General features: G+C 61.2%; 15 protein-coding genes. 10 read left to right on the top strand and 5 right to left on the bottom strand.

The genetic code is table 11. The features are described 5' to 3' along the window. The first annotated feature begins 1 nt into the window (after position 1). Complete coding sequence (locus tag RGCCGE502_RS09860; RefSeq protein WP_016554013.1) at positions 2–457, top strand: OsmC family protein; 456 nt, start codon at positions 2–4, stop codon at positions 455–457. A 6-nt stretch (positions 458–463) separates the two neighbouring features. Here RGCCGE502_RS09860 and parE read toward each other — a convergent pair whose 3' ends face one another. After that, entirely contained in the window at positions 464–2,545 is a 2,082-nt protein-coding gene (gene parE / locus RGCCGE502_RS09855) for a DNA topoisomerase IV subunit B (protein ID WP_016554012.1), read from the bottom strand. A gap of 218 nt (positions 2,546–2,763) precedes the next feature. Between parE and RGCCGE502_RS09850 the strand changes: the two genes are divergently transcribed. From RGCCGE502_RS09850 to pyrG, 4 genes are all read left to right on the top strand, one after another. Then, positions 2,764–3,648, top strand: a complete 885-nt coding sequence (locus RGCCGE502_RS09850) for a dienelactone hydrolase family protein (RefSeq protein ID WP_016554011.1) — start codon at positions 2,764–2,766, stop codon at positions 3,646–3,648. Between the two features lie 192 nt (positions 3,649–3,840). After that, a complete protein-coding gene (tpiA, locus tag RGCCGE502_RS09845) occupies positions 3,841–4,611 on the top strand; it encodes a triose-phosphate isomerase (RefSeq protein ID WP_016554010.1) in 771 nt (256 codons plus the stop codon). Positions 4,612–4,718: 107 nt separating this feature from the next. After that, positions 4,719–5,246: a preprotein translocase subunit SecG gene (gene secG, locus RGCCGE502_RS09840; RefSeq protein WP_016554009.1), complete on the top strand. Its 528-nt coding sequence runs from the start codon at positions 4,719–4,721 to the stop codon at positions 5,244–5,246. A gap of 140 nt (positions 5,247–5,386) precedes the next feature. Continuing rightward, complete coding sequence (gene pyrG, locus RGCCGE502_RS09835; RefSeq protein ID WP_016554008.1) at positions 5,387–7,015, top strand: CTP synthase; 1,629 nt, start codon at positions 5,387–5,389, stop codon at positions 7,013–7,015. A gap of 88 nt (positions 7,016–7,103) precedes the next feature. On the opposite strand, the gene RGCCGE502_RS09830 is transcribed toward pyrG, so the two are convergent. Next, on the bottom strand, positions 7,104–8,192 hold the full coding sequence (locus tag RGCCGE502_RS09830; RefSeq protein WP_016554007.1) for a citrate synthase/methylcitrate synthase: 1,089 nt from the start codon (positions 8,190–8,192) through the stop codon (positions 7,104–7,106). Positions 8,193–8,276: 84 nt separating this feature from the next. Between RGCCGE502_RS09830 and RGCCGE502_RS09825 the strand changes: the two genes are divergently transcribed. The 5 genes from RGCCGE502_RS09825 (at position 8,277) to RGCCGE502_RS09805 (ending at position 14,780) form a co-directional block, all read left to right on the top strand. Further along, positions 8,277–9,419 carry a citrate synthase gene (locus RGCCGE502_RS09825; RefSeq protein WP_016554006.1) on the top strand — a complete coding sequence of 381 codons (1,143 nt, stop codon included), beginning with the start codon at positions 8,277–8,279 and terminating at the stop codon, positions 9,417–9,419. A 105-nt stretch (positions 9,420–9,524) separates the two neighbouring features. Beyond that, positions 9,525–10,058, top strand: coding sequence for a FecR domain-containing protein (locus tag RGCCGE502_RS09820; protein WP_016554005.1), 534 nt, complete (start codon positions 9,525–9,527; stop codon positions 10,056–10,058). Positions 10,059–10,063: 5 nt separating this feature from the next. Beyond that, positions 10,064–11,923, top strand: coding sequence for a CHASE2 domain-containing protein (locus RGCCGE502_RS09815; RefSeq protein ID WP_016554004.1), 1,860 nt, complete (start codon positions 10,064–10,066; stop codon positions 11,921–11,923). Positions 11,924–12,020: 97 nt separating this feature from the next. Continuing rightward, complete coding sequence (locus RGCCGE502_RS09810; RefSeq protein ID WP_016554003.1) at positions 12,021–13,883, top strand: DEAD/DEAH box helicase; 1,863 nt, start codon at positions 12,021–12,023, stop codon at positions 13,881–13,883. A gap of 204 nt (positions 13,884–14,087) precedes the next feature. After that, entirely contained in the window at positions 14,088–14,780 is a 693-nt protein-coding gene (locus RGCCGE502_RS09805) for a class I SAM-dependent methyltransferase (RefSeq protein ID WP_016554002.1), read from the top strand. Between the two features lie 16 nt (positions 14,781–14,796). Here the strand turns inward: RGCCGE502_RS09805 and RGCCGE502_RS09800 are convergent, their stop codons facing one another. From RGCCGE502_RS09800 to moaC, 3 genes are read right to left on the bottom strand one after another with little or no spacing between them, the layout of a single operon-like run. Further along, positions 14,797–15,213, bottom strand: coding sequence for an ACT domain-containing protein (locus RGCCGE502_RS09800; protein WP_016554001.1), 417 nt, complete (start codon positions 15,211–15,213; stop codon positions 14,797–14,799). A gap of 51 nt (positions 15,214–15,264) precedes the next feature. Beyond that, complete coding sequence (locus RGCCGE502_RS09795) at positions 15,265–16,488, bottom strand: molybdopterin molybdotransferase MoeA (RefSeq protein WP_016554000.1); 1,224 nt, start codon at positions 16,486–16,488, stop codon at positions 15,265–15,267. Continuing rightward, positions 16,485–16,985 carry a cyclic pyranopterin monophosphate synthase MoaC gene (gene moaC, locus RGCCGE502_RS09790; protein WP_040674293.1) on the bottom strand — a complete coding sequence of 167 codons (501 nt, stop codon included), beginning with the start codon at positions 16,983–16,985 and terminating at the stop codon, positions 16,485–16,487. The genes RGCCGE502_RS09795 and moaC overlap by 4 nt, the downstream gene beginning before the upstream one ends.

Genomic DNA, 16,985 nt, shown 5'->3' with positions numbered 1-16,985 from the left:
AATGACGAGGTTTTCCGCAGAAGTCGCGTGGGAGCGGGGTGAGGCAAGCTTCATCGACGGACGCTACAGCCGCGGACATAAATGGTCCTTCGATGGTGGGGCTGTTGTCGCTGCTTCCGCCTCGCCGCATAATGTGCCGCTGCCTTATGCCGTGGCCGAAAACGTGGATCCGGAAGAGGCCTATGTTGCGGCGCTGTCAAGCTGCCACATGCTGTTCTACCTGTGGCTCGCATCAAAGAAACGCATCATGGTCGACAGCTATGCCGACGCCGCAACGGGCATCATGGAAATCGTGCAAGGCAAGACAATGGTGAGCCGCGTCGAGCTTCGCCCGCGGGTCATCTATGCCAGCGACAGGCCGAGCCGCGAGATCGAAGAGAAGCTTCACCACGAGGCTCACGAGCTATGCTTCCTCGCCAACTCGGTGAAGACGGAAATTGCCGTGCGTCTCGACTAAGCGGCGTTAGATATCGAGGTTTTCCGCAAAGGCGGCACGATCCTGAATGAAACGGAAGCGGGCCTCCGGCTTCGTTCCCATCAGGTCGTCTACTGCGGTGCGCGTTCCCTCGAAATCCACCTCGTCAATCACCACCCGCAACAGCGTGCGCTTGCTGGGATCCATGGTGGTTTCCTTGAGCTGTGCCGGCAGCATTTCCCCGAGGCCTTTGAAGCGGCTGATTTCGACCTTCGCCTTGCCCTTGAACTCGGTCTCCATCAACTCGGCCCGGTGTGCGTCATCGCGGGCGTAGGCGGATTTAGCGCCCTGAGTGATCTTGTAGAGCGGCGGCACAGCGAGGAACAGGTGACCGCCGCGAACCAGTTCCGGCATCTCCTGATAGAAGAATGTGATCAGCAGCGAGGCGATGTGAGCACCGTCGACGTCGGCATCGGTCATGACGATAATGCGCTCGTAGCGAAGGTCTTCCTCGCGGTACTTCGAACGTGTTCCGCAGCCGAGCGCCTGGCTTAGATCCGCGAGCTGTTGGTTTGCTCCAAGCTTTTCGCGACCGGCGCTGGCAACGTTTAGAATCTTGCCGCGCAGCGGAAGAATGGCTTGGTTGGCGCGGTTGCGCGCCTGTTTGGCGGAGCCGCCTGCCGAGTCACCTTCGACGATGAAAAGCTCGGCGCCCTCCGCGGTGTTCTGAGCGCAGTCGGCGAGCTTTCCGGGCAGCCGCAGCTTGCGCACGGCCGTCTTGCGGTTGACTTCCTTTTCCTTACGGCGACGCAGCCGTTCTTCCGCGCGCTCTATTACCCAGTCGAGCAGCTTGGCCGCTTCGTTGGGATTGTCGGCAAGGTAGTGGTCGAAGGGGTCGCGAAGCGCGTTCTCGACGATGCGTTGAGCCTCAACAGTCGCCAGCTTGTCTTTCGTCTGTCCAACGAACTCCGGCTCGCGGATGAAGACCGAAAGCATGCCGACGGCGGAAATCATCACGTCGTCTGTGGTGATCTGGGCTGCACGCTTGTTCTGAGTCAGTTCTGCGTAGTTCTTCAGGCCCTTGGTGAGCGCTATGCGCAGGCCGGCTTCATGCGTGCCACCTTCGGGCGTTGGAATGGTATTGCAATAGGAATGGACCTGCGGGTCGCCGCCATACCAAGTGATCGCCCATTCCAGCGAGCCGTGACCGCTTGTTTTTTCCGTCTTGCCGGCAAAGATTTCGCGGGTGACCGTGAACTCCTTGCCCATCGTCGCCTGGAGATAGTCCTTCAGGCCGCCGGGGAAGTGAAAAACCGCCTTGTCTGGTACCTCGGAGCCCTGCGGCAGAACACCTTCTTCGCAGCTCCACCGGATTTCCACGCCACCGAACAGGTAGGCCTTGGAACGGGCCATGCGGAAAACGCGGCCGGGATCGAACTTGGCATGCTCACCAAAAATCTGAGGGTCGGGATGGAAACGCACCCGCGTTCCGCGGCGGTTGTGGACATCGCCAAGCTCTTCCAAGCCGCCCTGCGGCAGGCCGCGCGAGAAACGCTGGCGATAGAGCTTGCGGTTGCGCGCGACCTCCACTTCCATGAAATCGGAGAGGGCGTTGACGACCGATACACCGACCCCATGTAGACCGCCTGACGTCTCATACGCCTTACCGTCGAATTTGCCGCCCGCATGCAGCTTGGTCATGATGACCTCAAGGGTCGACTTGCCGGGAACCTGCGGATGGTTTTCGACCGGAATGCCGCGACCGTTGTCGGTGACCGTTAGATAGCCTTGGAGATCGAGGTAAACTTCGATAAAATTGGCGTGGCCGGCTACGGCTTCGTCCATTGAGTTGTCAATGACTTCGGCGAACAGATGGTGCAGTGCCTTCTCGTCGGTGCCGCCGATGTACATGCCCGGGCGCATGCGAACGGGCTCAAGCCCCTCAAGAACGCGGATCGAGGATGCGCCATAGTCATCCGATGTCGACGTCACGGGTGCCGGACGCGACGTTGCAGCGGGTGCCTCCACGGGGGCCGCAGCCGCCGCCTTCGGCAACTCAGCAGACTTTGGGGTCTCCTCCTGCTTCTGTGTCAGTGGCATTCCGGAAAAGAGGTCGTTGCTATCGTCCATGGGGCCGTTCAGATCTTCATCCTGTTCGGGGGCAGGCGGCTTATGCCATGCCTGACCCAAAATCACCGCATTTGATGTCACGTTTGCGAATCAGGCGAATTCTGCCAGAAACCGCCTTCTTACGCGACGCCGCCCGATCAGGCGGACTTTCTCAGGAAATGGTTTGCGTTGGCGGGCGTGGAATGGCAAGCGGCCAGAAGGCTCAGGGAACCATGCGCATGCGAATGTCCACAAGTCATTACAGCATTATCGCCGCAATTGCGGCCTTTTTTCTGGCGACGGGAGCAAGTAGCCAGACGGCTGAGCGTCTCCCCCCTTACAAGGACGATCTCTTTTCCACACAAAATGTGCTGCAGACGAGCAAGGACGGCGCGTTCGACCTGATCGAGTACGACGAGATGCGCGACATCAACGGTCGTGACCGAGTACCGGAGAAACGGGCCCAACAGAAATACGTGTCCCTCGGCGTTCGAAAGCTCCAATCGGACGAGACGTTGCAATTGGGTGCCCAAAAGCTCGATGTCACCAGGGTAGGACAAGGCGCCGGAGCTGCATTCACCGTGATCTTCATTCACGGGAGAAACGGCGACCGGCGCCTTGGCGCAAACGACTACAGTTTCGGCGGCAATTTCAATCGCCTCAAAAATCTCGTGGCTGGCAATGGCGGCGTTTACTACTCACCGTCGGTCAAGAGTTTCGGCAGCGACGGCGTGGCAACAATCGAGGAACTGATCCGCTACGCCGCCGCACAGTCACCCGGCAAGCCGGTTATCCTGGCGTGTGCGTCGATGGGGAGCCAGATCTGTTGGGGTCTCAGCCGCGACGCCGATAGCGTAAAGCACCTCAAAGGGATGGTGATCCTGAGCGGCGTTGCCGATCCGGATTTTGCCAAGAGTTCCTTCGCCAAGGCCAAGCTGCCGCTTTGGTTCGCGCATGGCAGCCGCGATCCGGTCTATGCGGCCACCGCCCAGCAGGCGCTCTTCGAAAAGCTTCTGAAAGCCGGATACCCAACGCATTTCGCGCTCTACGAGACCGGCAACCACGGAACGCCGATCCGGATGATCGATTGGCGTCGGACGCTGAACTGGATATTGGGTTCCTGAAGCTTGCTCGGCTCACGAGAAAGGCATGCCTATCTGTCGCTCTGGCCTATGATTTTCAGCAACATCCGGTGGAAATTTTAAGTGTTTGCGAACAAAGCCCCGCTTATTTCCCTTAGGAAAGGTGCAAAACCTTTTCATTGACCGGTGCTTTTGCTAAGCCCCCGGGCATACATGGAAGATTGGAAGGCTGGCATGACACCTGACGTGCGTCCGCTCGTGGCGGGAAACTGGAAGATGAATGGCACGCGTGCCTCCCTGGACCAGATCAAGGCGATCGCGGAAGGCGTTCAGGGACCACTTTCCGCCAAGGTGGAGGCGCTGATCTGCCCACCGGCAACCTTGCTTTATGTCGCTACGGCGCTCTCAACCGACAGCCCACTTGCGATCGGCGCGCAGGATTGCCACCAGAAACCTTCGGGTGCCCACACTGGCGATATCTCGGCCGAGATGATTGCCGACTGCTTCGGTACCTATGTCATTGTCGGCCATTCTGAACGTCGCACGGACCATGCCGAGACAGACCATCTTGTTCGCGCCAAGGCCGAGGCTGCCTTTGCAGCAGAATTGACGGCGATCGTGTGCATTGGCGAAACGGCTGACGAGCGCAAGGCGGGTCAGACCCTCGACATCATCAAGCGCCAGCTTTCCGCCTCTGTACCGGAGAGCGCAACGGCAGAGAATACGGTCATTGCCTACGAGCCCGTATGGGCGATCGGTACCGGCGTGACGCCGACGGTGGAAGACGTCGAGAAGGCGCATGCCTTCATGCGTTCCGAGCTCGTCGCCCGTTTCGGCGACGCCGGCAAAAAAGTTCGGATTCTCTACGGTGGCTCGGTCAAGCCTAGCAACGCCAAGGAATTGATGGGCGTCGCGAATGTCGATGGCGCTCTGATTGGCGGCGCGAGCTTGAAAGTGGCGGACTTCCTTGCCATCTACGGCGCATACGAAGCGCTGCTTGACTAGAGCCGTGTATATTCCGAGCCGAAGGGCTTGGAATAGCTGATGACCTCATGTAAAGAGCGCCAGAATTTTACTTTATGCCCGCCGCGCGTGTGGGCAGGACTGGACCCATGCAGACCGTTTTGATTGTCATCCATCTCATGATCGTGCTGGCGCTTGTCGGCGTCGTGCTCATCCAGCGCTCGGAAGGCGGCGGCCTCGGTATCGGCGGTGGCTCGGGCTTCATGTCCGCCCGTGGCACAGCCAATGCGCTGACGCGCACCACCGCGATCCTCGCGGCGCTGTTCTTCATCACCTCGCTCGGTCTCGGTGTGCTTAATCGCTACGAGAGCCGTCCGACGGATATTCTGAACCGCATTCCGGCGACGAGCGGGCAGGGCAAGGGTATTCTCGACTCGCTCGGCGGCCAGAACGGTAACGCCGCTCCGGCAGCACCAGCCCCGCAAAGCAACAACGGCGTTCCGACCGGCGGCGAATCCGCTCCGGCTCCTGCAGCGCCCGCCGCAACCGCTCCGGCGGCAACGGCACCGGCAGCGCCGACGACATCGGCACCCGCATCTACTCAGACTGCTCCGGCGGCACCGCAGGCCACCACACCTGCTGCTCCGGCACCCGCCACCGTCCCAAGCGGGCAGTAAGCGGCATACAGCATAAACCGCCGGCAGGCCCTCGGGCCTGCCGGTTTTCTTTTGTTTAGATTCCGCGCTGGCGCCAAAAATTCTGGAAATGAATTTTTGGGCTGGTGGAATCGTTTTTGAAAAGGTATCCGGTGACTCCCATGGCGCGATACGTATTCATCACTGGCGGCGTGGTTTCCTCTCTCGGTAAAGGAATTGCGGCCGCGGCTCTCGGAGCGTTGCTGCAGGCCCGTGGTTATCGGGTGCGGCTTCGCAAACTCGACCCCTATCTGAACGTGGACCCGGGCACTATGAGCCCGACCCAGCACGGCGAGGTTTTCGTCACCGACGACGGCGCGGAAACCGACCTTGATCTTGGCCACTACGAGCGCTTCACCGGACGCTCGGCGACCAAGACCGACAACATCACCACCGGACGCATTTACAAGAACATCATCGACAAGGAACGCCGTGGCGATTATCTCGGCGCGACCGTTCAGGTCATTCCGCACGTCACCAACGAGATCAAGGATTTCGTCACCGAGGGCAATGACGACTACGACTTCGTCATCTGCGAGATCGGCGGCACGGTCGGCGATATCGAGGCGATGCCGTTCATGGAAGCGATCCGCCAGCTCGGCAACGATCTGCCGCGCGGCACTGCGATCTATGTTCACCTGACGCTGATGCCCTACATTCCGGCGGCAGGCGAACTGAAGACCAAGCCGACTCAGCACTCCGTAAAGGAACTGCAGGCACTCGGTATTCATCCCGACATCCTGCTCGTTCGCGCGGACCGCGAAATTCCGGAAGCGGAACGCCGCAAGCTCTCGCTGTTCTGCAACGTCCGCCCCTCCGCGGTCATCCAGGCGCTTGATGTCGCCAACATCTATGATGTGCCGATCGCCTATCATAAGGAAGGCCTCGACAACGAAGTGCTCGCAGCTTTCGGCATCGAACCGGCCCCGAAGCCACGCCTCAATCCTTGGGAAGAGGTTTGCAACCGCATCCGTACGCCTGAGGGCGAGGTCACGATCGCGATCGTTGGCAAGTACACCGGCCTGAAGGATGCCTATAAGTCGCTGATCGAAGCGCTTCATCACGGCGGTATTGCCAACCGCGTCAAGGTCAAGCTGGAATGGATCGAATCCGAGGTCTTCGAAAAGGAAGATCCGGCACCGTACCTCGAAAAGGTCCATGGGATCCTCGTTCCCGGCGGCTTTGGTGAACGTGGTTCAGAAGGCAAGATCCATGCAGCCCGCTTCGCACGCGAGCGCAAAGTGCCGTATTTCGGCATCTGCTTTGGTATGCAGATGGCGGTCATTGAAGCGGCACGCAATCTCGCCGGTGTGGAGAGCGCTTCCTCGACCGAATTCGGTCCGACGAAGGAACCTGTCGTCGGTCTGATGACCGAATGGGTTAAGGGCAACGAACTGCAGAAGCGCACGGCATCCGGCGATCTCGGCGGCACCATGCGCCTCGGCGCTTACAAGGCGGCGCTGAAGAAGGGGACGAAGATCTCCGAAATCTACGGCTCGACGGATATTTCCGAGCGCCACCGCCATCGCTACGAAGTCAACGTCGATTACAAGGATCGTCTGGAAAACTGCGGTCTCGTTTTCTCCGGAATGTCACCGGACGGCGTACTGCCGGAGACGATTGAATATCCGGATCATCCGTGGTTCATCGGCGTTCAGTACCATCCCGAATTGAAGAGCCGGCCGCTCGACCCGCATCCGCTGTTCGCAAGCTTCATCGAGGCCGCAACCGAACAGAGCCGCCTGGTCTGATTAAGAAGGGGCCGCCCGGCAACGTCAGCTAGGCGGCCTTTTCAGTAAGGGTGCAGATAGCTCGGCGACCGCCGCGCTATTCCCCCGCTCAGGCGGCTTGCGGCACCGGCCCGATATAGACTGAACGCGGGCGGATAAGCCGACCTTCGAGGGCCTGCTCGCGCGCATGCGCGATCCACCCAACGGTCCGGCCGATTGCGAACACGCCGGTAAATGACCCGCGCGGAAAGCCCAGGGCATCGAGCAGAAGGGCCGTGTAGAACTCGACGTTGACATCGAGTGGTCGACCCGGCTTGCGTTCCTTGAGGATTGCGAGCGCCGCATGTTCAACGGCTTCCGCCAGGACGATCCGGTCGCGATCAACTTGTGCAGCGGAGACTAGCGGTCGAAGGGCTTCCTTCAAAGCGTCGGCGCGTGGATCACGCACTCGGTAGATCCGATGACCGAAGCCCATCAGCCGCTCACCGCGATCCAGCGCCCGGCTGAGCCAGTCATGTGCGTTCGCGCTCGTTCCGATCGCGTCGAACATATCGAGCACCGGGCCTGGTGCGCCGCCATGCAGCGGTCCCTTGAGGGCGCTGATGGCCGCGAGCACCGACGAGGTGAGGCCGGCGTGCGTCGAGGTGACAACGCGCGCGGCGAAGGTCGAGGCGTTCAGACCGTGATCCGAGATCGTGACAAGGTAGGCATCGAGTGCCGCGGTCTGCTCTTTACTCGGCAACTGGCCGGTAAGCATACGCAGGATGTCAGCGGCCTGCGACAGGGAACCGTCCGGCGCTAGCGGTTCCTGGCCGGCCTGCAGACGGATTATCGCCGGCAGGAAGACAGCGGGCGCTGCGAGCAATCGAAGAGCAGCCTCGAAGTCGTCGCCATCGGGCAGGCGAGCGATAAGAGCCCGCATCGCATCCACAGGCGGCAGGCCCAGCGCTGCGGAATCGAGGGCCGTGAGATGGACGAACAGGTGTTCTCGCATTTCGCCCAGCCGCGGGCCAAATTCTGCGAGGCTGAAATGTCGTTCCGTTGGTCCGTCGAGCAGCAATGCGGCTATGCTTTCATAGGTTGCCGTCGACACGATCTGATCGAGCGACACGCCCCGGATGATCAGGCGACCGGCTTCGCCGTCCACGTCGGATAGCTGCGTCTCAGCAGCGATGACATCTTCCAAACCGTTCTTCATGGTGTTTCTCCTTTACGAGCAACAGGATCGAACCTAGATTAATTGACGTCAATCTTGATGTAATAGATCAATATAAGAGGCCTCATGTCCTGGCTGACCGCGGAGCAAGCGCTCGAGAGACTCGGCACCAAACCGCAGACGCTTTACGCCAATGTGAGTCGCGGACGGATCCGGGCTAAGGCCGATACGACCGACCCACGGCGTAGTCTCTACAACGCAGCCGATGTCATGCGGCTGGCCAAGCGACATGCGGGTCGGCGAAAGACCGAGACCGTAGCGGCAGATGCCATCCAATGGGGCGACCCCGTATTGCCGTCCGCCGTTTCGACTGTCGCGGAGGGCCGGCTCTACTATCGCGGGCGCGAAGTGGCGGCATGGGCCGAGCATGCGACGCTGGAGGAGACTGCTGCACTTCTGTGGGAGTCTCGCCCCGTCGCAGCGATGCCCGGCGACGCCGCGGCAACGACGCCCTCGCTGGAACGGGCGTTCGTCCTGCTCGCGCAGCGCGTTACCCGCGACTTGCCGAGCCTAGGGCGGTCACCGGCGGCACTAAAGGCTGAAGCTCAGACCATCCTGTCGACCATCGGGATGGCGCTGGCGCCAGACGCGACCGACCTGCCGTTGCATCTCCGCCTCGCGGCGAGCTGGGGCAGGCCGGAAGCGGCCAATTGCATCAGGCGCGCGCTTGTACTCCTCGCAGATCACGAGCTTAACGCATCGACCTTCGCCACGCGGGTGGCGGCCTCTTCGGGCGCAACGTTGTCGGCCGCAGTGCTCTCGGGTCTCTCGACCTTAACCGGACCACTTCATGGTGGTGCATGGCAGGGCGTCGCCTCGTTAATCGAAGACGTCAACGCACTTGGAGCGAGCCCAGCCATCCGGCAGGCGCTGACTGAGGGAAGGCCGCTCAGCGCGTTCGGTCACCCTCTCTATCCGGTCGGAGACATCCGGGCAAAAGCGCTGCTGTCCCAGTTTTCTCTCCCACAGACGTACGCGGAACTGGCAGCCGCGGGCCAGGAACTTGTCGGAGAAAGCGTCAACATCGACTTTGCCCTGACTGCCATGACGGCCGTTCTTGATCTTCCCAGGGACGCCCCGCTTGTGATCTTCGCGCTCGCGCGATCAGTCGGGTGGCTCGCACATGCCATGGAACAGGTCGAGAGCGGTCATCTCATTCGCCCAAGGGCGCGCTACACTGGACCGGCAATCACAGCCGCCAAATCATAGACCAAGTTGGATAGTCGTTGACGTTTCGGCATGCGTGCTGCAGCAATCACATAGGACGGCTGCCGCACGCAGGGCATCCGGTCGCGCATTCATTAGGGGACGGATATGCTTGTAAACTCCAGGACGCTTTTAGCGCTGGTCGTGTGGGCTAGCGGTACCTGCCTTTTCACCTCGGGCGTGGCCCTTGCACAAGCCGGCGGATGCACCATGGAGCGTGTGGCGGGAAGCTCGCGGCAAATCATGCACTGCGCCGATGGCGTCACAATCACTGCCGAAGGCGGCGCTCGTTTCAATGTCATTGACCGCAACCGCGACGGGCGACCGGATGCAGTATCCTTGCGCAACAAAGCGGTACTCGTGGATGTCGATCGCGCCCGCCGCCCTGGAGGATTCGAGGTGATCACGCCGCAAGCGATTGCAGCCGTCCGCGGCACGCGGTGGGCAGTCGATGTCAAAAGCGGCACGACGTCGGTCTTCGTCGTACGCGGCCGCGTCGCGGTTGGTCGCCCGACAGGTGGAGCGCCTGTCGTGTTGAATGTCGGCGAGGGCGTTGACGTCACGCGCGGCAGCGGACCATTGACCGTCCGCCGCTGGCCGCCCGCCCGCGCTGCGGCCCTGCTTGCCCGTCTAGGCCAATAGCGCCGATGCAGGGCAGACGGCTCCTGATCACGATCGCGCTGCTACTAGCCGCCTTTTGGGGCGGACTGCTCGGCTACATGCATCTCTCAGGCAGCATGAGCTTTCTCGACCGTCTCGAAGCGTCTCTCACGGATCTGCGCAGTACCCTCATCGGCGCGCGGGAGCCCCCGCCGATCACCAGCATTGTAGCGATCGACGATCTGACCGCTGCCGACAACGGCTATCCGCTCAATCGAGCGACACTCGCCCGCGTGGTATCCGCCGTCAGCGCCCTAAAACCGAAGGTCATAGCACTCGATCTCCTACTCGTTGATCCCGGCCCTGAGGAAGGCGACGCGGCGCTTGCCTTGGCGCTTCAGCAGACGCCCAGTGTGATCGCTGCAGCAGGCGTTTTCCCGAAAGACACGCAGGTGGTCGGCCACGACGCCAACGATCCGCTGGCGGCGATCCCGACGGCCAATAAGATGCTGTTGCCACTTGCCCGCTTTTCCGACGTCGCTGCTATCGGCGTCGTCAATGTCGCGACCGATGAATCAGGGACACCCCGCTTCATTCCGCTGATTTCTCGAGGCGGCGAGCGGGTCGATGCCTCGTTTCCGCTGCGAGTGGCGTCGCTGGCGCTGGGTATCAATCCGGCATTCGCGCCAGGTGCGTTAGCACTCGGTGACCGGCATTTGCCGACCGACAACGGGCAGCGGCTTCCCATTACCTTCTATGGCCCGCGCGGCACTCTTCCGACCTTCAGTGCTGCCGATGCACTGGCAGGCAAGCTTCCGACTAAAGCCATTGAGGACAGGATCGTCGTGATCGGCGCAACGGTGACTGGCGGCGGCGACGTCTTCCCGACGCCATTCGACCCGGTCTTGCCGGGCGTCGAGGTCATGGCGACGGCAGCAACACATCTGATTGCCGGCGACAGTATCATCAGAGACCGCAATGTGCGCTTGCTCGATTCGCTCATAGCCGTTGCCCTGCCACTGCTTCTGATCAGCTTGCTTGCGTGGCGACGGAGCGCCATCGGTTACGCCATCATTGCCTGCGTGGCCTTCGCGTGGGCGGCCCTGAACATCACCGCCTTCGCACATGGCTACTGGTTTAGCGCAGCATTGCCGATCGCCGCAGCGTTGCCGCCTGTGCTGCTCTTCGGTGCCGCCGAAATCTGGATCGACCGTCGCCAGGCTGCGCACTTCGCAGCGCAAAGCGATCTCCTGCAGCGCATCGAAGCGCCCGGGCTAGGAGAATGGCTTGCGCGCGATCCCAATTTTCTCGCCGAACCGGTACGGCAGGACGCCGCGGTCGTCTTTGTCGATCTCTCCGGCTTCACGGGACTGAGCGAAGCAATCGGCGTGACGAATGTCCGTGAAGTCCTCAGCGATTTCTTCGAGATGGTCGACGGGGAGGCGCGTTCGCATGGCGGTGCAGTCACCAGCTTCATGGGCGATGGCGCGATGATTCTGTTCGGCTTGCCGCAACCAGCCTCCGACGACGCCACGAGGGCGGCTGCCTGCGCAGTCAGCCTGTGTGATCGAATGCGGCCATGGCTGGCGGCCCATCCCGCGCTGAGCGGTCGGAAGGCCGGTTTCAAAGTCGGTGCGCATTGCGGGCCTGTCGTCGCATCGCGACTCGGGAGCGGCAATCGCCAACAAATCACGGCGACCGGCGACACCGTGAATGTCGCCAGCCGGCTGATGGAGGTGGCCGCATCGCGTGGTGTCGAACTCGCCCTGAGCACGGCGTTGATGAAGGCCGCCGCAGTGGATAGCGCTCCGCGACGCTCCGGCCGGCTCGAAGGTCCTATGAAAGCGCGCATTCGCGGTCGAAGCGAAGGAATCGATGTGTGGTTATGGCAGGGACATCTGCTTTGACATTTGCCGTCTGACAAAGTAGGAACGGCCAACTTCTCTGCCGGCAACTGCCGGCCAGGGCGCAGCATGCGCGTGAGACTTCCGAAAGATAAACAACATGACAAATTTTAACGGCGTCGTTCCGGCGATCGCCAAGGCGTTGGTGAAGCGCGGCTATACCGAGCTGACGCCGGTGCAAAAGTCCATGCTCGACCCGACGCTTGCCGCGTCGGACGCTCTCGTTTCGGCCCAGACAGGGTCGGGCAAGACCGTCGCCTTCGGCCTCGCGCTGGCACCGACGTTGCTCGAAAACGATGACAGTTTCAGGCCCGCGGCAGAGCCGCTGGCACTGGTGATCGCGCCGACGAGAGAGCTCGCGCTTCAAGTCAAGCGCGAACTCGAATGGCTCTACGAAGCGACAGGCGCGCTGATCGTGAGCTGCGTCGGTGGCATGGACATCCGCAGCGAGCGTCGCGCATTGGAGCGTGGCGCGCATATCGTTGTCGGCACGCCGGGGCGTCTCTGTGATCATATCAGGCGCAATGCGCTCGATATTTCTGCGCTCAAAGCAGTCGTACTTGATGAAGCGGATGAAATGCTCGATCTCGGATTCCGCGAGGATCTCGAGTTCATTCTGGATTCCTCACCAGACGACCGTCGGACGCTGATGTTCTCGGCGACGGTTCCGGCTGCCATCGCAAAGCTCGCGAAGAGCTATCAGAAGAACGCGGTGCGGATCGCGACGGCTACCGAGGAAAAGCAGCACGGCGACATCGAGTATCGGGCGCTTGTCGTGTCGCCGAGCGACCGTGAAAACGCCATCATCAATGTCTTGCGCTACTATGAAGCGACGAATGCCATTGTGTTCTGTTCGACGCGGGCCGCGGTCAATCATCTGACTGCCCGCTTTCACAATCGCAACTTCAATGTCGTCGCCTTGTCCGGCGAACTGACGCAGAATGAGCGCAGCCACGCGCTGCAGGCGATGCGCGATGGACGCGCCCGCGTCTGTATAGCAACCGACGTCGCCGCCCGCGGCATCGATCTGCCGGGTCTCGACCTTGTCATTCATGCCGACCTGCCGACCAATCCGGAAACTCTGCTTCATAGAAGCGGTCGCACCGGTCGCGCGGGTCGCAAGGGCGTCAGCGCACTGATCGTGCCGCTGAATGTACGCCGAAAAGCGGAGCGCCTTCTCGACAATGCCGGTATCTCCGCTGCCTGGGCTCGTCCGCCGTCGGCGGAAGAGGTCACCGCACGTGACGAAACGCGTCTGCTTGCCGATCCCATCTTCGAGGAAGGCCCGAGCGAAGAAGCTCGGGACCTGGTCAGACGGCTTCTCGATACCCACGGCGCGGAAAAGCTCGCTGCGGCGTTCGTCAATCTCTATCGCTCGAACCAGTCAGCGCCGGAGGATCTGATCGAAGTCGCGGTCCAGGATGACCGCGGCCGCAAGCGCCGCGAAAGCGCCGAGGGACCACGCGAACCTTATCAGAAAGGTCCGCGCGACGACTTCGGCGCGAGCGTGTGGTTTTCCCTTTCGGTTGGCCGCAAACAGAATGCAGAGCCCCGCTGGTTGATACCGATGCTCTGCCGCAACGGCAATCTGACGAAGCGTGACATCGGTGCCATCAAGATGCAGCCCGACGAAACTTACGTCGAGATTTCCACGGCAAGCGCCGACAGCTTCCTGCAGTCGATCGGGCCGAACAAAACGATGGAACGGGGCATCCGCGTCACAGCCCTGAACGGCACGCCCGATTTCAGCAAGCCAGCAGCCTCCAAGCCTTATGCCGGCAAGAAGGCCTTTGGCGAGCGCCGAGAGTTCAGCGACGAGCGGCCGAAAGACAAGTTTCGGAAGGAAGCCCGTAACGACGGTGAGCGCGACGCGAAGCCTTGGAGCAAAAAGCCGGGCAAGCCGAAGTTTGAGGGCAAGACTGGCGGTGGGCCGAAGCCCAAGTTCTCGAAAAAGAAGGGCTGAAGCCATCCGGTCGGCGCTGCAGCCTTTGCGGCGCCGATAAAAGTTCTCGGAGTGGACAATGGCAGACACGATCGTTTTTGACAGCTCCTGTTTTCAGCACTCTTTTTAATGAGACCTTCAAGCTCCGGCGCGCGGTCTTCATCGGATCGCGCGATGCCGCACCTGGCGATGAAGAACTACTGATCGCTTGAGGATATAAAGCATTTGCGTGGCCAGCACCGCCGTAAAAATGGCCCTGTGGCCAGCGCCCTTTCTCCAGCGGATGTCCGCGCCTTCATCATCGAAAACCTCCGACTCGAGCCGGTGCCGGGTTTGCCTGAGATACGCCTATATGCGGCCCATCCGGGCAGTGGGCTGGGTCGTCTTGGAGCTAGTGGCCGTGACGATTCGCCGCCGTACTGGGCTTACAATTGGGCGGGCGGGATCCTGCTTGCCAAGCACGTTCTAAATCATCCCAATATCGTTCGTGGCCGCCGCGTCCTGGATCTTGGTGCCGGCTCCGGGATTGTCGGGATCGCGGCTCGAAAATGCGGAGCATCCGCCGTAATCGCAGCAGAGATCGACGCCAATGCGATCGTGGCGCTCAGCCTCAATGCAGAGGCGAATGATGTGGCGATCGAAGCGTTGAACGCAGATATTCTTTCCGGCGCCCCAGCACCCGATGTGGATGTCATTCTTGCCGGTGACGTTTTCTACAATGCCGAACTTGCCAGCAGAGTTCTGCCGTTCCTGACCTCGGGTCGCCAGGCCGGCGTCGTTGTCCTCATAGGCGATCCGCGCAGGTCGGCACTGCCGTTGACAGCTCTGCGTCTCGTCGCCGAGTATGCCGTCCCCGATTTCGGCGTTGGCTCAGGAGGTGATGCAACCATTGGTGGGGTGTTCGCCCTGGAAGCATGACCCCAAACGCGCCCTCTCAGCGGGAGGATTCTTCCTGTAGCCTTTGCAAAATCTCCAGCGCCACCTCCGCAACGGCGGTCGGAACGAAGACATGATCGTGATGGTAGGCTGCGACCATGTTGCAGGGGATTGAGTGTGCTGCGAGGGTAGTGGCAACAGCAGCTGTCAGTCCGACACCTTCCAGCGATGAAAAAACTTCGAGAACGATCCGCCGCATCGGCGTATCGCAGTTGAAGCCCAATTCTGAGGCCCTGCTTTTCGAAAGGATGAAGGAAACTCCCTCGTGCTCGCGAAACGACGCCAGCGCATCGATTGCCGCGCGCCGAATGATGTCCTCGTCCGCGGTTGTACAAAAGACGAACTCGTCCTCCGTAAGCACCGGCGTCATTCCGGACAGCATCGCGGCGGTTTCTCGTATGATCTGCTTCGTCATCTCAAGCCGGCCCAGGGTTCGTCTGTGACACTTTCTGCGGATGAAAAAACTTCAGCCGAGGAGATCCGGCCGCAGCAGCATCACCGAGCAGGGGTCTCCCGCCTGCAACTCCGGTGCATGTGGCGGTCGAACGATCAAGCAGTCAGCTTCGGCGAATATCTTCATCATCGACGAGTCCTGTTTGCCGAACGGCACTGCCGACCAACCGTCCGACGGTGATCGCGACAGCCTCGCTCTCACGTAGTCCTGTCGCTGGTCATTGGCACGAAGCGCTACAGCCGCTTCCGCCATTGCCTCACGTCTGACTGGCGGCAGTGACGCCAGCTTGCGAACCAGCGGTTCCAAAAACAGCAGTCCGCAGACCAAGCTCGAAACCGGATTGCCGGGTAGGCCAATGACATGCGTTTCGTCGAGGCTGCCCACCATCAACGGCTTGCCCGGACGCATGGCGATCCGCCAGAAATCGAGCTTCATGCCCAATGCGACGAGCGTAGCCTGCACCAAATCATGGTCGCCCACCGATGCCCCACCGAGCGTCACGATGACATCGACGTCGGCACGCCGGGCGCGCTCGACAGCAGCGGAAATCGCGGCTTTGTCGTCGGGAACGATCCCGAGATCCAGGACCTCGGCGCCAGCCTTGCGAACCAGGGCAGCAATGCCGAAGGTGCTGGACGCAATGATCTGCGCGGGAGCCGGCGAGCTTCCTGGCGGCAACAACTCGTCACCGGTTGCGAGCAGCGCCACCACGGGCTTGCGGAAAACCTCGAGGGTCGCGTGATTCATTCCAGCCGCCACCGTCAGGCGAGAAAAGTCCAGCGCAGTCCCTGCCTTGAGCACTGTTTCGCCTTCAAGGAAATCCTGGCCGCGAGGCCGGACGTGCTGGCCAGGACGAACAGGAAAGGTCGTGCGTACGCCGCCCTCGATTTGGTCCGCATCCTCCTGCAGCAACACGCTATCGGCGCCAGACGGAACCGGTGCGCCAGTAAAGATCCGAACAGTCTCGCCTTTGCTGACAACACCCTCGAACCCGTGGCCGGCAGAGGATGTCCCGATGAGCCTCAGTTCGGCGCCCGGTTCCGGAGCGTCATCACCGCGCAAGGCATATCCATCCATCGCCGACGCATCGAAAGGCGGCTGGGTCAGCCTCGCCGCCACATCAGATGCCAGCACACGACCGTCGGTCTCCGGCAAGGAAACAGTTTCGCTCACCTGGATTGGTTTTGCCCGTGACAGCAAACGATCCTGAGCCTCAGCAACGGGCAACATGCTCATTTGCCATACTCCGGATGGCGAAAGTCTCCAGACTTGCCACCCGATTTTTCGACCAGCCGTATGCTCCCGATTACCATGGCCTTATCGGCGGCCTTGGCCATGTCGTATATCGTCAGGCAGGCCACGGAAACGGCTGTCAGTGCCTCCATTTCGACACCCGTCTTGCCGGTCAGCTTCACCGTCGCAGTCACGCGCAAGCCGGGAAGATCGGCGTCCTCCGTAATATCAACCGAAACCTTCGTGAGCATCAGCGGATGGCAGAGGGGGATGAGATTGCTCGTCTGCTTGGCGGCCATGATGCCAGCAAGGCGCGCCGTCCCGATCACGTCGCCCTTCTTCGCATTGCCCGCCCGAATGAGATCAAGCGTTGCGGCCGCCATCTTCACGTGGCCCTCGGCGGTGGCAACCCTTGTGGTCTCGACCTTGTCGCCGACATCGACCATGTGTGCCTCTCCGGAGGCATCAATGTGGGTGAGACCGGACGGGCCGCCGCTCAT

Source organism: Rhizobium grahamii CCGE 502, assembly GCF_000298315.2.
In the GTDB taxonomy this organism is placed as follows: domain Bacteria; phylum Pseudomonadota; class Alphaproteobacteria; order Rhizobiales; family Rhizobiaceae; genus Rhizobium; species Rhizobium grahamii.
The sequence above is the reverse complement of the archived record's forward strand: the minus strand, read 5'-3'. Positions and strand labels throughout refer to the sequence as shown.